This window comes from Sphingobium sp. EM0848 (assembly GCF_013375555.1).
Taxonomy (GTDB): domain Bacteria; phylum Pseudomonadota; class Alphaproteobacteria; order Sphingomonadales; family Sphingomonadaceae; genus Sphingobium.
Map to the genome: position 1 here is coordinate 399537 of NZ_JABXWB010000001.1, position 15269 is coordinate 414805.

Consider the following 15269-nt stretch of genomic DNA (forward strand, 5'->3'; position numbering starts at 1 on the left):
GAGCCGATGCGCCCACCCCTCATGCGGATCATCATCGTCACCGACGCCTGGAGCCCGCAGGTCAACGGCGTCGTCCGCACGCTCCAGACGATCCAGACGGAACTGGAGCATATGGGGCATGAGGTGAAGGTGATCTCGCCCGATCTTTTCGGCTCGATCCCCTGTCCGACCTATCCCGAAATCCGGCTGGCCTTTGTGCGTTCGACCGTGGTGGGGCAGATGATCGCGGCCTTCCGGCCCGATGCGGTGCATCTCGCCACCGAAGGCCCGCTCTGCCTCGCTGCCCGGCGCTGGTGCCTGCGCAGCGGTATTCGCTTCACCACCGCCTATCATACCCATTTCCCGGATTATGTGGCGCAGCGCACCGGCCTGCCTGCTTCCTGGTTCTGGCGCTATATCCGCTGGTTCCATGGACCCGCCGAAGCGGTGCTGGTCTCGACCCGCTCGGTGCGGCAGCAATTGCGTGCCCATGGGCTGGCGCAGGTCCGTGCATGGGGCAGGGGGGTGGACCTTGTCGCCTTCACCCCCAAGGCGCCGCAGCCCGCCGCCTTCGCCGACCTGCCCCGTCCGATCCAGCTCTATGTCGGGCGCGTGGCGGTCGAGAAAAATCTCGAAGCCTTCCTTGCCAGCGATCATCCCGGCACCAGGGTTGTCGTCGGTGACGGTCCAGCCCGCGCCATGTTGGAAAAGACCTATCCGCAGGCCCGTTTTCTTGGGCCGATGTTCGGCGCTGACCTCGCGGGCGCCTATGCGGGCGCCGATGTGTTCGTCTTCCCCAGCCGCACGGACACATTCGGCCTGGTCATGATCGAGGCGCTGGCGTGCGGCACGCCCGTTGCCGCCTATCCGGTCACCGGACCCATCGATATCGTCACGCCCGAAACCGGCGCGCTGTCCGACCGGCTGGAAGATGCCATCGCCGCCGCCCTGACCCGCGATCGGCGTGCCTGCGCCGCCTATGGGCAGAGTTTCAGCTGGGAACGCAGCGCCCAGGAATTTCTGGCGGGTCTGCACAATATCGACCGGGAAGTCCTGGAAAGCGCCGCCTGACGCTTTTTCTTGCCGTGTACGTTGGGATGCACTATCTCAGGTCGGGCGTGGCCGCCCTGCTTGGGCGGCCCTTATCGTTTTTAGTGCCGGAGAATTCCCGTGTCCCAGCCTCTCATGCCCCATGCGACTGCCAGTTGGCTGGTCGACAACAGCGCTCTGAGCTTTGATCAGATCGCGGAATTTTGCGGGCTGCATATTCTGGAAGTGCAGGCGATCGCCGACGATACCGCCGGCATCAAATATACCGGCCGCGACCCGGTCCGCGCCCATGAGATCACCATGGAGGAGATTCACAAGGGCGAGGCGAACCCCGATTACCGGCTGAAGATGCTGAAGGGCCCCGAGCCGGTCCGCCGTACCAAGGGGCCGCGCTACACGCCGGTTTCCAAGCGTCAGGACAAGCCGGACGGCATCGCCTGGATTCTGCGCAACCATCCGGAGATTTCGGACGGCGCCATCGGCAAGCTGATCGGCACCACCCGCACCACCATAGCCGCGATCCGCGACCGCACGCACTGGAACATCTCCAACATCGTGCCCAAGGACCCGGTGACGCTCGGCCTCTGTTCGCAGCGGGAACTGGACGCGCTGGTGGCCAAGGCCGCGAAGAAGGCAGGCATCGAGACGCCGACCGATTCGCGTCTGGATGGCGATCGGGAAGCGCTGATCAACGAACTGCGCAGGGAGCGCGAGGATGCGTCCCGCCGTGCGGAAGAGGCGCTGAAGGCTGAATCCGACCTTATTTCGGGTGCTGCCAAGATCCTCGATCCGTTCAGCGACAATAAGGACCATGCCTGATACCGTAGCGTCATTCCGTCGGTGACGGAGTGACGATCGGGCAATGACGAAAAGGGCCGCGCCTCCTGCCGAGGCGCGGCCCTTTTTGTCGGGCTTTACGCTTGCGTAAAGGGAAGGGGTGACTTACACCTGTACAAATGGAGAGCAGCGAAAATATCTGGAAAACCCGTTATAATCACCCCTCCGCCTGGGAGCAGGCCTTCCCTCCCTTGTCCATGGTCGACATGGTGGTGGGCAGCGCGACGGCGAACCCCGATGCGGTGATGATCGACTTCATGGGTCGCAAGACGACCTATGGCGACATGCTCCGGACCATCCGGCGCGTCGCAAAGGGCTTGCAGGATCTGGGCGTGCGGCAGGGCGACCGCGTTGGCCTCTATCTTCCCAATGTCCCCCATTATGTCGCGGCCTATTATGGCGCGATGATGGCCGGGGCCACGGTTGTCAATTTCTCCCCCCTCTATACCGCCGCCGAACTGGAGCATCAGGTCGAGGACAGCGGCACGAAGATTCTCTTCACCCTGTCGGCCAAGGCGCTGCTGCCGACCGCGCTGGAGGTGCTGGACAACAGCAGCCTGGAACGACTGGTCGTCGGCTGCGTGGCGGAGGCGCTGCCCCCGGCCAAATCCGTCCTGTTCCGCCTCTTCAAGCGCGCCGAAACGGCCCATGTCCCGCATGATCCGCGTATCACCCATTATGCCGACCTGCTGCGCCATGGGGATGACCCCGCGCCCGTCGCCATCGACCCTGAAAATGATGTGGCCCTGCTGCAATATACCGGCGGCACCACAGGCCGGCCCAAGGGCGCGATGCTCACCCATCAGAATCTGACCGCCAATGCCCGGCAGGTCCGCCTGATCGACCCGCATCCCGAGGCGCCCGACCGCATATTGGCGGTGCTGCCCTTCTTCCACGTCTTCGCCAATACCTGCGTCCTCAACCGCACGGTGCTGAACGGCGGGGAAATGGTGATGCTGCCCCGCTTCGAGGGGACGCAGGTCCTGGCCGCGCTCCAGCGGACCAAGGCCACCTCGCTGCCGGGCGTGCCGACCATGTATCAGGCGCTGCTGGATCATCCGGCGACGCCCAATATCGACTTCTCCTCGTTGCGCCTCTGCATTTCGGGCGGCGCGCCGCTGCCGCTGGAGGTCAAGCAACGGTTCGAGGCGGTGACGGGCTCCAAGCTGGTCGAAGGCTATGGCCTCACCGAAAGCAGCCCGGTCGTCTGCACCAACCCCTATGAAGGGCTGAACAAGGCCGGCACGGTGGGACAACCCGTCCCCGGCACCCGCGTCAAGCTGGTCGACCGGGAGGACCCGACCCGCCCGCCGCCTGAAGGCGAACCGGGCGAACTGGTCTTTTCCGGGCCGCAGATCATGAAGGGCTATTGGCAGCGGCCCGACGCCGACAGGGATGTGTTCGTCGACGGCTGGCTGCGCACCGGCGACGTCGGGCTGATCGACGAGGACGGTTATGTGAAGATCGTCGATCGGTTGAAGGATATGATCGCCGTCGGCGGCTTCAAGGTTTTCCCCAGCCAGGTCGAGGCGATCCTCTACCATCATCCGGCGATCAAGGAAGCGCTGGTGATCGGCATTCCCGATGCCTATCGCGGCGAAAGCCCCAAGGCATTCGTGACGCTTCAGGAGGGCGCGGAGATTGACGGTCCGGCGCTCAAGGACTGGCTCAACCCCCAACTCGGCAAGCATGAGCGGGTGAGCGAAGTCGAAGTGCGCCTGAACCTGCCCAAGACGCTGGTCGGCAAGCTGTCCCGCAAGGAACTGGTGGCCGAGGAGCGGGCCAAGGCGGAAACCGCGCAGGCGAAGGCTGGAACAGCGGGCTGACAGTCCCTATCTGAGCGGGCCATGCAAGATGCAGGGCAGGATAAGGACGGATAAATGGCGGAAGAGATCGCAACCCTGGCGGGTGGCTGCTTCTGGTGCACCGAGGCGGTTTACCAGAACCTCAAGGGCGTGAAGGCTGTCGAGAGCGGCTATATCGGTGGTACGCTGCCCAATCCGACCTATGAGCAGGTCTGCTCCGGCGCGACCGGCCATGCCGAGGCGATCCGCATCAGCTATGATCCGGCGGTGATCGGCTATGGCGATCTGCTGGACATTTTCTTCGCCACCCATGATCCGACGACGCTGAATCGCCAGGGCAATGATATCGGGACCCAGTACCGCTCCGCCATCTTTCCCCATTCGCCTGAGCAGGAGGCGGAGGCGAGGGCCGGTATCGAGCGTGCCCAGACGGATCAGGCGAACCCCATCGTCACCGCCATCGAGCCTGATGCCCCATGGTATCCGGCCGAGGATTATCATCAGAAATATTGGGAACGGGTGGGGGATCGCAACCCCTATTGCATGGCCGTGATCCCGCCCAAGCTCGCCAAGCTGCGCAAGGGCTTTGCCGAACGGATCGGCGGCTAATGCCAACCCGCTGAGATGCTGACGCATCACGGATTGGCAATGCTCAAGCGCCGCACGGGCTTAACCAAGGCGCAATGAGTCAAGCTCATCTCACCTTGGTATAACCGTTCGTCGCCAACGGCTTGCCCCTGCCGCCAACGTCTTTAGGCTGTGTTCCAGAAGACAAGCCGGGGAAGGTGAATGAAGCGGACATTATTGCTGAGCACGCCGGCGCTGATGCTGGTCCTGTCGGGCTGCATCGCGCGGACGGCGGCGAATGTCGTCACCCTGCCGGTGCGCGCGGGCGCGCAGGTGGTCGACTGGAGCACGACCAGCCAGGAAGAGGCCGACCGCAATTACGGCCGCAAGATGCGCAAGCAGGAAGCGCGCGACGCCCGGGAGCGCAAGAAGGAGGAAGAGCAGCGCCGTCGGGAATGCCGCCGTGCGGGCTATGATAATTGCGGGTGAGTCTAGGACGGATCGACATTCAGGAGATGGCGAGCCGAGCCGAAGGCCAGCGCAGCTAAAATGGCGGTTTTTCGAGATCCGGAGCGCAGCGTACTAAAAGTACGTGAGCACCGGAAGCGCGGAAAGCCGCCATTTGCAGGCCGCCAGAACTGAATGTCGATCCGTCCTAAGCCGCCGCCCGCCTCAGCCGGTCGTTGACCGCCACTCCGACCCCCTCATTCGGGATCGGCGCCACGGCGATCCGTTCGGCGGCACTGGCGTCCGCAATATGCAGCGCCGCGAACAGATTGGCCGCAGCCTCCTGCACATTGGCATTCGGGCTGAGGTTCATGTGGCAGGGCATCAGCCCGAAGCCGATCAGATATTCGTCCTTTTCCGCCTTCAGCGCGTTCAGCCGGACTGGCTTGGACGGCGCATAGTGGCTTTCAAGCTGCCCCGGCGCCTCGATCTTCGCCCCTTCCGGACCCGTAGCCGTGCCCGTCACCACCGGCAGGCGCGTGGCCTGCTGAAGCATAGCCGCCGTTATCGGACCGGGCCGCAGTAGGCGGATGCGCTTGTCTTCCGGCGCGGCGATGGTGGATTCCACGCCCTCGCTGGTGGGGCCTTCGTCCAGAATCATGCGAATCTTGCCATTCAGGCTGGCGAGTACATGCTCCGCCCGCGTCGGGCTGATCGCGCCGCTGCGATTGGCCGAGGGCGCGGCGAGCGGCCGTCCACTTTCCCGGATCAGCGCCCGCATTGCCGGATGGGCGGGCAGGCGCAGCGCGACGGTCGGCAGCCCCGCCGTCACCAGCGGCGACAGGCCGCTGTCGGCCCGCACCGGCAGCACCAGCGTCAGCGCGCCGGGCCAGAAGCGGGCCGCCAGCTTGTCGGCCACGGGTGAAAATTCCGCAAGCCGCTCCGCCATTTCCTTGTCCGCGACATGGACGATCAGCGGATTGAAGCTGGGGCGCCCCTTGGCGCTGTAGATTGCCGCCACTGCGTGAGAATCGGTGGCATCGGCGGCCAGTCCATAGACCGTTTCGGTCGGCACGGCGACGGGTTCGCCCGCGCGGATCAGCAATGCCGCCTCGCGCAGCGCCTCGCTGCCGTAGCGGCTTATCCGGGTTGAAAAGACTGGATTTGGGATGGTCACGGCCCCGCGATATAAACCCCGTAACCGTCAAGTAAAAGCCCATTGCTACAGAAGAATGACATGCCCGCCCTGCTTGCCGATGATGCGGGGGAGGGTTAAGCGCTTGACCATGAACGACGCTCTTCTCACCCGCATCGCCGAAGCGCTGGAACGGATCGCGCCGCCGCCTGCTTCCTCCGCCGATCTTGCCGCCGCGCCTGCCTATGTGTGGAACGGTGCATCGATCCGCCCGGTGGAGGCTTTTGCGCCGGTGGATTATGATCTGCTGACCGGCATCGATGCGCAGAAGAGCGCGCTGCTGGAAAACAGCCGCCGCCATGCCGCGGGCCATGCCGCCCATGACGTGCTGCTCTGGGGCGCGCGCGGCACTGGCAAGTCCGCCGTGGTCGCCGCGGTCGTCGGCAAGCTTCAGGCCGAAGGGCAGGACATCGCCCTGCTGCAATGCGCGATCGATGAACTGGCCAGCCTGCCGCAGCTTTTCGCCATCCTGCGCGATACGCAGCGGCCCTTCATCCTGTTCCTCGACGATCTGGGCTTCGATGAAAATGGCGCGGGCGATGCGCGTTCGCTGCGTTCGCTGCTTCAGGGCGGCACGGCTGCGCGCCCGGCCAATGTGCGGCTTTATGTCACGTCCAACCGCCGCCATATCGTGCCGCGCCACCTGTCGGAGCAGGACGATCCCGTCAATCCGCGCGATGTGATCGATGACAAGATGGCGCTGTCCGACCGTTTCGGCCTGAGTTTGGGTTTCCACGCCATCGATCAGGACGCCTATGTCGCGATCGTCAGCGGCTATGCGGCGAAGCTGGGGGTGAGCTTCGAGCCGCTCGACGCGATCCAGTGGGCGACCCAGCGCGGCAGCCGTTCGGGCCGAGTGGCCTGGCAATATGTGGTCGAATTGGCTGGGCGCAACGGGCTGACGGTCTGAGGTCAGTCCTTTCGCACGGCTATTTCGCCGGCGTCACCCGCCACACCACCCCGCCCACATCGTCGCTGACCAGCAGCGCGCCCTTGGCGTCGGCCGTCACGTCCACCGGACGTCCGCGCGCCTCGTTCTTGCTATCCAGAAAGCCCGACAGCACGTCGATCGGCTTGGCCTTGCCCACCTCGCCATTGTCGGCAAAGGGCACGAACACCACCTTGTAACCGGCCATCGGCTTGCGGTTCCAGCTGCCGTGCAGCCCGACAAAGGCGCCATTGGCATAGGGCGCGCCCAGCGTCATCTTATCGGCAAAGGCCAGGCCCAGCGGCGCCACATGATTGCCCAGCGCATAATCGGGCCGTTTGGTATATTCGCGGATTTCCGGGCGCTGCGGCTGGACGCGGCGATCCTCATAACCGCCCCAATAATTCCAGGGCCAGCCGTAAAAGCCGCCAAATTCCACCCGCGTCAGATAATCGGGCACCAGATCGCTGCCTAGCATGTCGCGCTCATTGACGACGCCCCAGAGCGCGCCGCTCTTTGGCTCAAAGGCCAGCCCGACCGGATTGCGCAGGCCCGAAGCAAAGATGCGATAATCGCCGGTTTTCGGATTGACCTCCAGTACGGCGGCGCGATTGGCCTCCGTCTCCAGCTCATTCTCGCCGATATTGCTGTTCGATCCGACGCCGACATAGAGCAGCCCCTGCGGGCTGGCGACAAGGCTGCGGGTCCAGTGCATGTTGGGCGCCTGCGCGGGCAGGTTCAGGATTTTCCGGCCCTTGTCGCTGATCTTCATGTCGCCCTCCTTATAGGGGAAGGCCATCAGCGCGTCGGTATTGGCGACGTACAGCGTGTCCCCGATCAGCGCCATGCCATAGGGCGAATGCAGGCCGGTCAGGAAAGCGGTCTTCGTCTCGGCCTTGCCGTCGCCATCGGCGTCGCGCAGCAGGGTGATGCGGTTGGCCGAGGGGCCTCCCGCGCCTGCCTTGTTCATCAGATAGTTCATCACCCGGTTGACGATGCCGCCGGTCGGCCGCGTCGGGCTGTTGGTTTCCGCCACCAGCACGTCGCCATTGGGCAGGCGCAGCAGCGAGCGCGGATGGTCGAGAGCGTCGGCAAAGCGATCGACGCTGAGCCCCTTGGCCGGAACAGGTTTTTCCCCTGCCTTCCACGGCATGGCGTCCGCGACGTTCATCGTCGGGATCATCTCGCTGCGCGGACTGGTGAAGACCGGCTCCTTGCCCACATCCGCGCCCTCCGGCAGCTGGGCCGTATCGCCGCGCGAAAAATAGAGAAAGGCGCCGCCCAGCAGAGCCAGCACAATCAGGGTGAGAGCGATCAGATGCTTCTTCATGGTCCCTCATCTATGCCGCCACGGCTCGCCGGGCAAGGCGAACAAGATCAGGAAATGACGCTATTTCCCGCGTTCGCGCAGCCACAGCAGCAGGGCGATGACAATGCCCAGCCCCGCGCCCGTCAGCAAGCCGATGCTCGGCTGGCCCAGCAGCCCGCCCACTATGGTTCCGCCCAGGATCATCAGCGCGATGATCGCCCCCGCGCCGGTCGGATTTTTCTTCGTCGTCATCGGCCACCCCTTGCCACGCGCCGGGCGACAAGGCCAGCCGCTTTCCCGTTTGCACCGTTTCGGGACGCCGCCGGTCCCGTTATGGGGCGATTGTGTCAGCATGGGACTTGGCTAACCGGCCGTTCACTTCTCTGTCCGGCACGATACCGCCAAAGGGCGGAACTGGCACGGTGTTTGAACGGTTCACCCATGGGCGGGACTTTGGGGGGTAGCGATGAACATGCCATATCTGTGCAACCGCAAAAGCTATGACGATGCGGCGGAACTCATTGCGCTTTTTGGCGACAATGCAGGCTATGAGGCCGCCGCGCGGGCGGACCAGAGCCGGGACCGGGGCAATTATATCCGTTTCTGCCACTGGCGGCAGATCGAGCGGCTGATCGTGCTGCTCACGTACGACGCGCCGCTCGGCACCATTCATTGATGGACTGGCGCGCCCTGCGGGGGCGGGGTGCGCCGGGGTTCAGAGCCGCAGGCCGGCCGTTTCGGGCAGTCCGGCGAGAATGTTGAGATTCTGCGCCGCCGCGCCGGCCGCACCCTTGCCCAGATTGTCCAGCGCCGCCACCAGCCGCGCCTGACCCGTGGCTTCATTGCCGAAGACGAACAGCGCCAGCCGGTCGGTCGCCCCGACATGCTCCAGACGAATCTGCGTCATCGCTGCGCCGTCCTCCAGCGTTTCCACGCTGACGATGGGCGATCCCGCATAGGCCGCCGCCAGCGCTCCATGCACATCCGCGACCGACGGCGCGCCCGGCATGGCCCGCAACTGCAATGGCACCTCGACGATCATGCCGCGATAGGCATTGGCGACGGCGGGCGCGAACAGGGGCGGATGCTGCAAGCCCGAATAGCGCAGCATTTCCGGGCCATGCTTGTGCGCAAGCCCTAGCCCATAAGGCCGGAAAGCGCTTGGCGCGCCCTCGGGGCCTTCAAATTCCGCGATCATCGACTTGCCGCCGCCCGAATAGCCCGACGCGCCCGACACCGTCACCGGCCAGTCGACAGGCAGCAGCCCGGCCAGCACCAGAGGCCGCACCAGCGCGAGGAAGCCGGTCGGCCAGCAACCCGGATTGGCGACGAATCGCGAGTTGGCCAGCTTTTCCCGATGCCCCGGCTCCAGTTCGGCAAAGCCATAGGTCCAGCCGTCCGCCACGCGATGCGCGGTCGATGCATCGATCACCCGCGTGCGGTCATTGTCGATCAGCGCCACCGCCTCACGCGCGGCATCGTCTGGCAGGCAGAGGATGACGATATCCGCGGTGTTCAGCGCATCCTTGCGCGCAGCCGCATCCTTGCGCCTGTCCTCATCCAGGGTGATGAGCGACAATTCCGGGCGGCCCGCCAGCCGCTCGTTGATTTCGAGGCCGGTCGTGCCGACGCCGCCATCGATAAAGATCTGAGTTGTCATGCGCCAATTCTCCGCCGCGCCAATATGGGTTCCGCATGGTCCGCCGCCAACCGGCCGACAAGGTCGGCCAGCGGTTCGATCACCACGCTCATCCAGTGCGCATTGGCATGCAGTATATGTTCGCCGTCGGTCATGATGCCGACATGGCCCGGAAAGAAGATGAAGTCCCCTCGTCGGAGCGCTGCGTCAGGCGCGATCGGGGCGCCGATCCCCTCACGCTGCAAATCGGTGTCGCGCGGCACCTTGATGCCGCACTGGCCCAGCGCAACCTGCACCAGTCCCGAACAGTCGATGCCGCGATGCCCGCGCCCGCCCCACACATAGGGCTGGCCCAGATAGGCTTCGGCAGCGGCAACCCAATCGCTTGCCACATCATCCAGCGCCGCTGCATGGCGCTGATGGACATAGCCGTCTGCGCAGGCGAAGAAATCGCCCTCGGCTTCACCGGCGAACCGCGCGCCGCGCGGCCAATAATCGGCAATGGGCGATTTGATGTCGGGCGCGCTGAACAGCGGCGCCGTGCCGGTGACGATCCGGCTGTTGGTTGTCTCGCGCATGTCCAGCGCTTCCCGCCGGACATAGCCGACATAGCCGTCATGTCCGCAAAAGCCCCATGCCCAGTCGGCGGTCACGTCCAGTGCGTGAAAGCTCTCGCCGCGCAACAATTCGCTGACCGCCTGCGCCTTGGGGCGATCAGATGCCAGCACCGGGGCACCGGCCGCCACGCAGGTCAGTTCGACGGCGCGGGCATAATGGGCGGAAAACAATATCCCGGCGAGCGCCAGATCGGCAAGGTCGCCGCGCGCCGCGTGGATGCGCGTGTCGAGCTTTACCGATCGGCCATCCAGCTTGAATCGGATACGTTCAGGCGGAGTGGCCCGCGGAAGAGAAGTTTTGGCGTTCATCGCGGCCGGTTCCTGCGATGAAATGGTGAAAGGCGTCAAGAAATTCCGCCCCTTTTGGCGTCCGGGTGATGAAAATATTGCGCCGGTCGGCCGAGTCACGCTCCCGCCGCAGATATCCAAGGGCGGATAATTTGTTCAGAGCCCGTGTAATGACCGGCTTGGACACGTTCAGCGCCTCCGCGAGTCCCCGCACCGTATGCGGCCCCGCGCTGATATAGACGGTCAGCATCAGGGCCATTTGCCGGTTGGTGAGGTCAGGCTTGCCTGACCGCACATAATCGACCAGCGTGCGCATCCACTGGCTGAGTGGCTTCAGGCCGGGCCGGTTCAACTCCGCGGCGTTATCCTGGGCAGAATGGGCATCCATGACCCCCTAACGCACAATAGCCAATCCGGTTGCGTAACGGCCTGCCCAAAGCGTTTCTTTTTACTTTTTATGGCTATAGCGCGCGGCAAGAACATGGAAAGCGGCGCGCAAACCCAGGGCTTCGCCGCCCTTGGGCCGCCCCGGCTTCGATGAAGGCCGCCATGCGAAAGTGTCGAGATGCATCCACTGGACATCGTCCGGCACGAACCGCTTCAGGAACAGCGCCGCCGTGATCGCCCCGGCAAAACCGCCTTCGCCCGCATTGTTGATGTCGGCGACGTCCGATTTCAGCATGTCGGCATAGCCGTCCCACAAGGGCAGGCGCCAGCTTGGGTCGTCCACCGCGCTCCCCGCCGCATCCATCTCGCGGGCCAGCGCATCGTCGTTGGTGAAGAGGGCAGGCAGGTCAGGCCCCACCGCCACCCGCGCCGCGCCGGTCAGCGTCGCATAGTCGATGATCAGTTCGGGCCTGCGCTCCCCAGCCACTTCTTCCCCCGCCAGCGTCAGCGCGTCGCCCAGCACCAGCCGTCCTTCGGCATCGGTATTGCCGATCTCGACCGTCAGGCCCTTGCGCGTGTGCAGGATGTCGCCGGGCCGGAAGGCGTTGCCCGAAACCGCATTTTCCGCCGCGGGGATCAGCAGGTGCAGCCGCACCGGGAGCCGCGCGTCCATGACAAGCTGCGCCAGCGCCAGTGCATGGGCCGCGCCGCCCATATCCTTCTTCATCAGCCGCATCGCCGAAGACGGCTTGATGTCGAGGCCACCGCTGTCGAAGCAGATGCCCTTGCCGACAATGGCGATCTTCGGATGCTTGGGATCGCCCCAGCGCAGTTCGATGAGGCGCGGCGCAAAGCCCTTGTCCGCCGCCCTGCCGACGGCATGGATCATCGGGAAACCCTGTTCCAGCGAGTCGCCCTTCGTCACCTTGCATTCGGCATCGAAACGTTCGGCCAGCCTCTTTGCCGCCGCTTCCAGATCGCCCGGCCCCATGTCGGCGGCGGGCGTGTTGACCAGATCGCGGACGAGCGCCACCGCTTCCGCCAGCCGGACTGTCGGCTCGATCCGCGCGACCTCTTCGGTCAGCAGCACCCGCGCCCCGGTGGCGGTTTCGTCCTTGCGATAGCGATCGAAGCGATATTGCCCGGTCAGCCAGCCCAGCATGGCCGCGCCGGGCGCACCCTGGGCCAGCCGATAGGCGCCCTCCGGCAGAGTCTCTGCCAGTTTGGCGAGGCACCATGGCCCCAGTTCCTCGCGCGACGCGACGCCCGCCACGACGAACCAGTCGGCGGGGCCTTCGCCGGGCAAAATGGCATGTTCATGCGCCTTTCCCTTGAATTTCTGGGCGGCGATCAGCGTCCGCACCCGCTCCGGCTGGCTTCCCAGCCAGTTTTCCAGGCCTTTCGCGTCCACGATTTGGATCGAATGGGCAGGTTGATGGTTGTCGGCTTTGAGCAGGTCGGAAAAAGCGGTCATGATCCCCATCTTCTGGACAAAGCCGGCGGCGATGGAAAGGGCATTTTTTCGTCGCCCGCCCGGCTCGGCCAGCCTCGGGATCATTTGCTTCGGACGGTCCACCGGCCTAACTATGGGTCTGCTGAAACGAAGGAGAGACGATCATGATGCACAGCGATGACAGCCGCCTTCAGGCTCTGCGCGCCCGTGCCTATACGTTGGCGGAAAGCGGACGGTTCGACGGAGCCCATGCCGTGGAGCAGGCGTTGATCGCGGAGGGCTGGCCCAATGCCGGCTCCGCACTTCAGAGCAGCTACACGCGCAAGGCGATCAGCGAACGCTGCATGGCGGCTCATAAGGCCCACTGATGCAGCGAGCGAGGGGGAGGAAGATGGCGGGGCCGCTGGTCGTGGCGGTCCTGCTGCTTGGCGCCTGTTCGGGCACCGACGATGCGGCGACGCTGGCGAATGACGTGGGCAATAATGCGGCGGCGAGTCAATTCGCCAGTCGCATGTCCGGCCAGCCCGCAAAGCCGCCTCCGGCCAAGCCGTTCGAGCGGAAGGAGAAGACCGATCTTCTCGAATTCGCCTATAGCTATCCCGCACCGGCGGCGCAGCTTCCCGCGCTGGTCGAGAAATTCGGCAAGCAACTGGCCGCGGGCAAGGCCGATGCGCTCAAAATGGCGCGGGAGGATCAGAAGGCTGCCCAAAGTTCCGGCTTTCCCTTTCATGCCCACAGCCTGGAAACCCATTGGACGGTGACGGCCGACACGCCGCGTTTCCTGGCGCTGGAATCGGAAAGCTATGCCTATACTGGCGGGGCTCATGGCATGACGGGCTATGACGCGTTGCTCTGGGACAGGGCGCGCAAACGGGAAACCGCCTTTTCCGCGCTGATGACGACGCCCGCAGCGTTCGCTGCCGCGATCCATGACCGCTTCTGCGACGCATTGGACAAGGCGCGGGCGGAAAAGCGCGGCGAGCCGGTCAAGCGCAGCAATGACGATGATTTCACCAAATGCATCGACCCGATGCAGCAGGTGCTGGTGCCCACGTCAAAGGATGGCAAGTTGATCGACGGCGTGACCGTTGTCATCGGTCCCTATAGCGCCGGTCCCTATGCCGAGGGCAGCTATGATGTTGCGCTGCCCGTCGACGCCGCCCTGCGAAGCGCGATCAAGACCGAATATCAGGATGCCTTCATCGCGGCGCCATGACGCCGCGATGCTGTTGCGGCAGGTCAGCCCTGCGGCACGCCATAAAGGTCATGATCGTCGGCATCCTCGATCAGCACGTTCAGGACGTCGCCGGTCTTCACCCCGTCGCTGACATCGCGCAGGAAGACATTGCCGTCGATCTCCGGCGCGTCGGCCTGTGACCGTGCCGTGGCGCCGATGGAACCATCCTCGTCCGGTTCGCCTACCTCGTCGATGATGACCGGCAGCACGCGCCCGACCTTGGCCGCCAGCTTGGCGGCGCTGATCGCGGCGGTCTTTTCCATGATCCGCTGGTAACGCTCTTCCTTGACCTCTTCGGGCACGGCGTTCGGCAGGTCGTTGGCGCTCGCGCCTTCGACCGGTTCGAAGCGGAAAGCGCCGACGCGGTCGAGTTGCGCCTCGTCCAGCCACTCCAGCAGATAATCGAAATCCGCCTCCGTCTCGCCGGGGAAACCGACGACGAAGGAGGAACGGATCGCGATATCCGGGCAGATGTCCCGCCATTTGCGGATGCGGTCCAGCACCTTCGCTTCATTGGCGGGGCGCTTCATCGCTTTCAGCACGCTGGGCGCGGCATGCTGGAACGGAATGTCGAGATAGGGCGTCAGCAGCCCTTCGGCCATCAGGGGAATGACCTGATCCACATGCGGATAGGGATAGACATAGTGCAGCCGCACCCAGGGCGGCGTGCCCTCGGCTGTGCGCAACTGCCCCAGTTCGCGCGCCAGATCGGTCATATGGGCGCGGACGTCGCGGCCCTTCCACTGGCGCGTCTCATGCCGGGTATCGACCCCGTAAGCGGACGTGTCCTGGCTGATGATCAGCAGTTCCTTCGTCCCCGCATGCACCAGCTTTTCCGCTTCGCGCAGCACGGCGTCGACGCGCCGCGACACCAGATCGCCACGCAGCGAGGGGATGATGCAGAAGGAGCAGCGATGGTTGCAGCCTTCGCTGATCTTCAGATAGCTGTAATGGCGCGGTGTCAGCTTCAGCCCGCCTTCGGGCACCAGATCGACAAAGGCATTGGGGATGGGCGGCGATGCTTCATGCACTGCATTCACCACCGCCTCATATTGATGCGCGCCGGTGACGGCCAGGACCTGCGGGAATTTCTGGCGGATCAACTCCGCTTCATTGCCCATGCAGCCGGTGACGATGACGCGGCCATTTTCCGCGATCGCCTCGCCAATGGCTTCGAGTGATTCTTCCTTGGCCGAATCGAGAAAGCCGCAGGTGTTGACCAACACGACGTCAGCGCCGGCATAGTCGGCGGACATCTGATAGCCGTCGGAACGCAGCTTGGTCAGGATGCGCTCGCTGTCGACCAGCGCCTTGGGACAGCCCAGCGACACCATGCCGACCTTCGGCGCTTCGGGAATTTTGGTTGCCATGATCGGCGCGCACATAGGGATTTTTGCGCCAAATGTCACGGGGCCACGCAAAAACACCTGAAACTCAGGCCGGATCGCGTGCTTTTCCGGCCTCATCTCCCTGCACGATCTCGATAATCAGGTCGCCGGTCTGGAGCTTTTCGGCGGCTGGACGGGGATGA

17 protein-coding genes are annotated in these 15269 nt (G+C 64.5%); 9 read left to right on the forward strand and 8 right to left on the reverse strand.

Translation table 11 applies throughout. The annotated features are described in order from the left end of the window. Positions 1–21: 21 nt before the first annotated feature. The 5 genes from HUK73_RS01970 (at position 22) to HUK73_RS01990 (ending at position 4727) form a co-directional block, all read left to right on the forward strand. Positions 22–1050: a glycosyltransferase family 1 protein gene (locus HUK73_RS01970; protein ID WP_176592774.1), complete on the forward strand. Its 1029-nt coding sequence runs from the start codon at positions 22–24 to the stop codon at positions 1048–1050. 114 nt (positions 1051–1164) lie between these two features. Further along, entirely contained in the window at positions 1165–1848 is a 684-nt protein-coding gene (locus tag HUK73_RS01975; RefSeq protein WP_176592775.1) for a DUF1013 domain-containing protein, read from the forward strand. 137 nt (positions 1849–1985) lie between these two features. Next, positions 1986–3692: a long-chain fatty acid--CoA ligase gene (locus HUK73_RS01980; protein WP_176590394.1), complete on the forward strand. Its 1707-nt coding sequence runs from the start codon at positions 1986–1988 to the stop codon at positions 3690–3692. Positions 3693–3746: 54 nt separating this feature from the next. Then, positions 3747–4280: a peptide-methionine (S)-S-oxide reductase MsrA gene (gene msrA, locus HUK73_RS01985; protein ID WP_176590395.1), complete on the forward strand. Its 534-nt coding sequence runs from the start codon at positions 3747–3749 to the stop codon at positions 4278–4280. Between the two features lie 180 nt (positions 4281–4460). Further along, positions 4461–4727 carry a hypothetical protein gene (locus tag HUK73_RS01990; protein ID WP_176590396.1) on the forward strand — a complete coding sequence of 89 codons (267 nt, stop codon included), beginning with the start codon at positions 4461–4463 and terminating at the stop codon, positions 4725–4727. Positions 4728–4893: 166 nt separating this feature from the next. Here the strand turns inward: HUK73_RS01990 and HUK73_RS01995 are convergent, their stop codons facing one another. Further along, positions 4894–5862 carry an L-threonylcarbamoyladenylate synthase gene (locus tag HUK73_RS01995; RefSeq protein WP_176590397.1) on the reverse strand — a complete coding sequence of 323 codons (969 nt, stop codon included), beginning with the start codon at positions 5860–5862 and terminating at the stop codon, positions 4894–4896. Positions 5863–5971: 109 nt separating this feature from the next. On the opposite strand from HUK73_RS01995, the gene HUK73_RS02000 reads away from it, so the two are divergent. Beyond that, a complete protein-coding gene (locus HUK73_RS02000; RefSeq protein ID WP_176590398.1) occupies positions 5972–6790 on the forward strand; it encodes an ATP-binding protein in 819 nt (272 codons plus the stop codon). Positions 6791–6809: 19 nt separating this feature from the next. Here the strand turns inward: HUK73_RS02000 and HUK73_RS02005 are convergent, their stop codons facing one another. Next, positions 6810–8138 (reverse strand): sorbosone dehydrogenase family protein, encoded by a 1329-nt coding sequence (locus tag HUK73_RS02005; RefSeq protein WP_176590399.1) that lies wholly within the window; start codon positions 8136–8138, stop codon positions 6810–6812. 60 nt (positions 8139–8198) lie between these two features. Then, positions 8199–8369, reverse strand: coding sequence for a hypothetical protein (locus HUK73_RS02010; protein ID WP_176590400.1), 171 nt, complete (start codon positions 8367–8369; stop codon positions 8199–8201). 220 nt (positions 8370–8589) lie between these two features. On the opposite strand from HUK73_RS02010, the gene HUK73_RS02015 reads away from it, so the two are divergent. Beyond that, positions 8590–8793 carry a hypothetical protein gene (locus tag HUK73_RS02015; RefSeq protein WP_176592776.1) on the forward strand — a complete coding sequence of 68 codons (204 nt, stop codon included), beginning with the start codon at positions 8590–8592 and terminating at the stop codon, positions 8791–8793. 39 nt (positions 8794–8832) lie between these two features. Here HUK73_RS02015 and argC read toward each other — a convergent pair whose 3' ends face one another. From argC to HUK73_RS02035, 4 genes are read right to left on the reverse strand one after another with little or no spacing between them, the layout of a single operon-like run. Further along, a complete protein-coding gene (argC, locus tag HUK73_RS02020; RefSeq protein ID WP_176590401.1) occupies positions 8833–9777 on the reverse strand; it encodes an N-acetyl-gamma-glutamyl-phosphate reductase in 945 nt (314 codons plus the stop codon). After that, the gene (locus HUK73_RS02025) at positions 9774–10682 is read right to left on the reverse strand and encodes a C40 family peptidase (protein WP_176590402.1); all 909 of its coding nucleotides are present in this window, start codon (positions 10680–10682) and stop codon (positions 9774–9776) included. The genes argC and HUK73_RS02025 overlap by 4 nt, the downstream gene beginning before the upstream one ends. After that, on the reverse strand, positions 10642–11049 hold the full coding sequence (locus HUK73_RS02030; protein ID WP_176590403.1) for a MarR family transcriptional regulator: 408 nt from the start codon (positions 11047–11049) through the stop codon (positions 10642–10644). Before HUK73_RS02030 ends, HUK73_RS02025 begins: the two co-directional genes overlap by 41 nt. Before the next feature lie 60 nt (positions 11050–11109). Further along, positions 11110–12522, reverse strand: a complete 1413-nt coding sequence (locus HUK73_RS02035; protein ID WP_176592777.1) for a M17 family metallopeptidase — start codon at positions 12520–12522, stop codon at positions 11110–11112. Between the two features lie 143 nt (positions 12523–12665). Between HUK73_RS02035 and HUK73_RS02040 the strand changes: the two genes are divergently transcribed. Both HUK73_RS02040 and HUK73_RS02045 read left to right on the forward strand, forming a co-directional pair. After that, positions 12666–12869, forward strand: a complete 204-nt coding sequence (locus HUK73_RS02040) for a hypothetical protein (protein WP_176590404.1) — start codon at positions 12666–12668, stop codon at positions 12867–12869. Further along, positions 12869–13717 carry a DUF4163 domain-containing protein gene (locus tag HUK73_RS02045; protein WP_176590405.1) on the forward strand — a complete coding sequence of 283 codons (849 nt, stop codon included), beginning with the start codon at positions 12869–12871 and terminating at the stop codon, positions 13715–13717. The genes HUK73_RS02040 and HUK73_RS02045 overlap by 1 nt, the downstream gene beginning before the upstream one ends. A gap of 23 nt (positions 13718–13740) precedes the next feature. On the opposite strand, the gene rimO is transcribed toward HUK73_RS02045, so the two are convergent. Next, positions 13741–15123, reverse strand: a complete 1383-nt coding sequence (gene rimO / locus HUK73_RS02050) for a 30S ribosomal protein S12 methylthiotransferase RimO (protein WP_176590406.1) — start codon at positions 15121–15123, stop codon at positions 13741–13743. Between the last annotated feature and the right edge of the window lie 146 nt (positions 15124–15269).

Excerpts from the sequence above, each read along its gene's own strand:
- HUK73_RS01970 (WP_176592774.1), top strand. The coding sequence starts at position 22 with ATGCGGATCATCATCGTCACCGACGCCTGGAGCCCGCAGGTCAACGGC.
- HUK73_RS01975 (WP_176592775.1), top strand. The coding sequence starts at position 1,165 with ATGCCCCATGCGACTGCCAGTTGGCTGGTCGACAACAGCGCTCTGAGC.
- HUK73_RS01980 (WP_176590394.1), top strand. The coding sequence starts at position 1,986 with ATGGAGAGCAGCGAAAATATCTGGAAAACCCGTTATAATCACCCCTCC.
- msrA (WP_176590395.1), top strand. The coding sequence starts at position 3,747 with ATGGCGGAAGAGATCGCAACCCTGGCGGGTGGCTGCTTCTGGTGCACC.
- HUK73_RS01990 (WP_176590396.1), top strand. The coding sequence starts at position 4,461 with ATGAAGCGGACATTATTGCTGAGCACGCCGGCGCTGATGCTGGTCCTG.
- HUK73_RS02000 (WP_176590398.1), top strand. The coding sequence starts at position 5,972 with ATGAACGACGCTCTTCTCACCCGCATCGCCGAAGCGCTGGAACGGATC.
- HUK73_RS02005 (WP_176590399.1), bottom strand. The coding sequence starts at position 8,138 with ATGAAGAAGCATCTGATCGCTCTCACCCTGATTGTGCTGGCTCTGCTG.
- HUK73_RS02010 (WP_176590400.1), bottom strand. The coding sequence starts at position 8,369 with ATGACGACGAAGAAAAATCCGACCGGCGCGGGGGCGATCATCGCGCTG.
- HUK73_RS02015 (WP_176592776.1), top strand. The coding sequence starts at position 8,590 with ATGCCATATCTGTGCAACCGCAAAAGCTATGACGATGCGGCGGAACTC.
- argC (WP_176590401.1), bottom strand. The coding sequence starts at position 9,777 with ATGACAACTCAGATCTTTATCGATGGCGGCGTCGGCACGACCGGCCTC.
- HUK73_RS02025 (WP_176590402.1), bottom strand. The coding sequence starts at position 10,682 with ATGAACGCCAAAACTTCTCTTCCGCGGGCCACTCCGCCTGAACGTATC.
- HUK73_RS02030 (WP_176590403.1), bottom strand. The coding sequence starts at position 11,049 with ATGGATGCCCATTCTGCCCAGGATAACGCCGCGGAGTTGAACCGGCCC.
- HUK73_RS02035 (WP_176592777.1), bottom strand. The coding sequence starts at position 12,522 with ATGACCGCTTTTTCCGACCTGCTCAAAGCCGACAACCATCAACCTGCC.
- HUK73_RS02040 (WP_176590404.1), top strand. The coding sequence starts at position 12,666 with ATGATGCACAGCGATGACAGCCGCCTTCAGGCTCTGCGCGCCCGTGCC.
- HUK73_RS02045 (WP_176590405.1), top strand. The coding sequence starts at position 12,869 with ATGCAGCGAGCGAGGGGGAGGAAGATGGCGGGGCCGCTGGTCGTGGCG.
- rimO (WP_176590406.1), bottom strand. The coding sequence starts at position 15,123 with ATGTGCGCGCCGATCATGGCAACCAAAATTCCCGAAGCGCCGAAGGTC.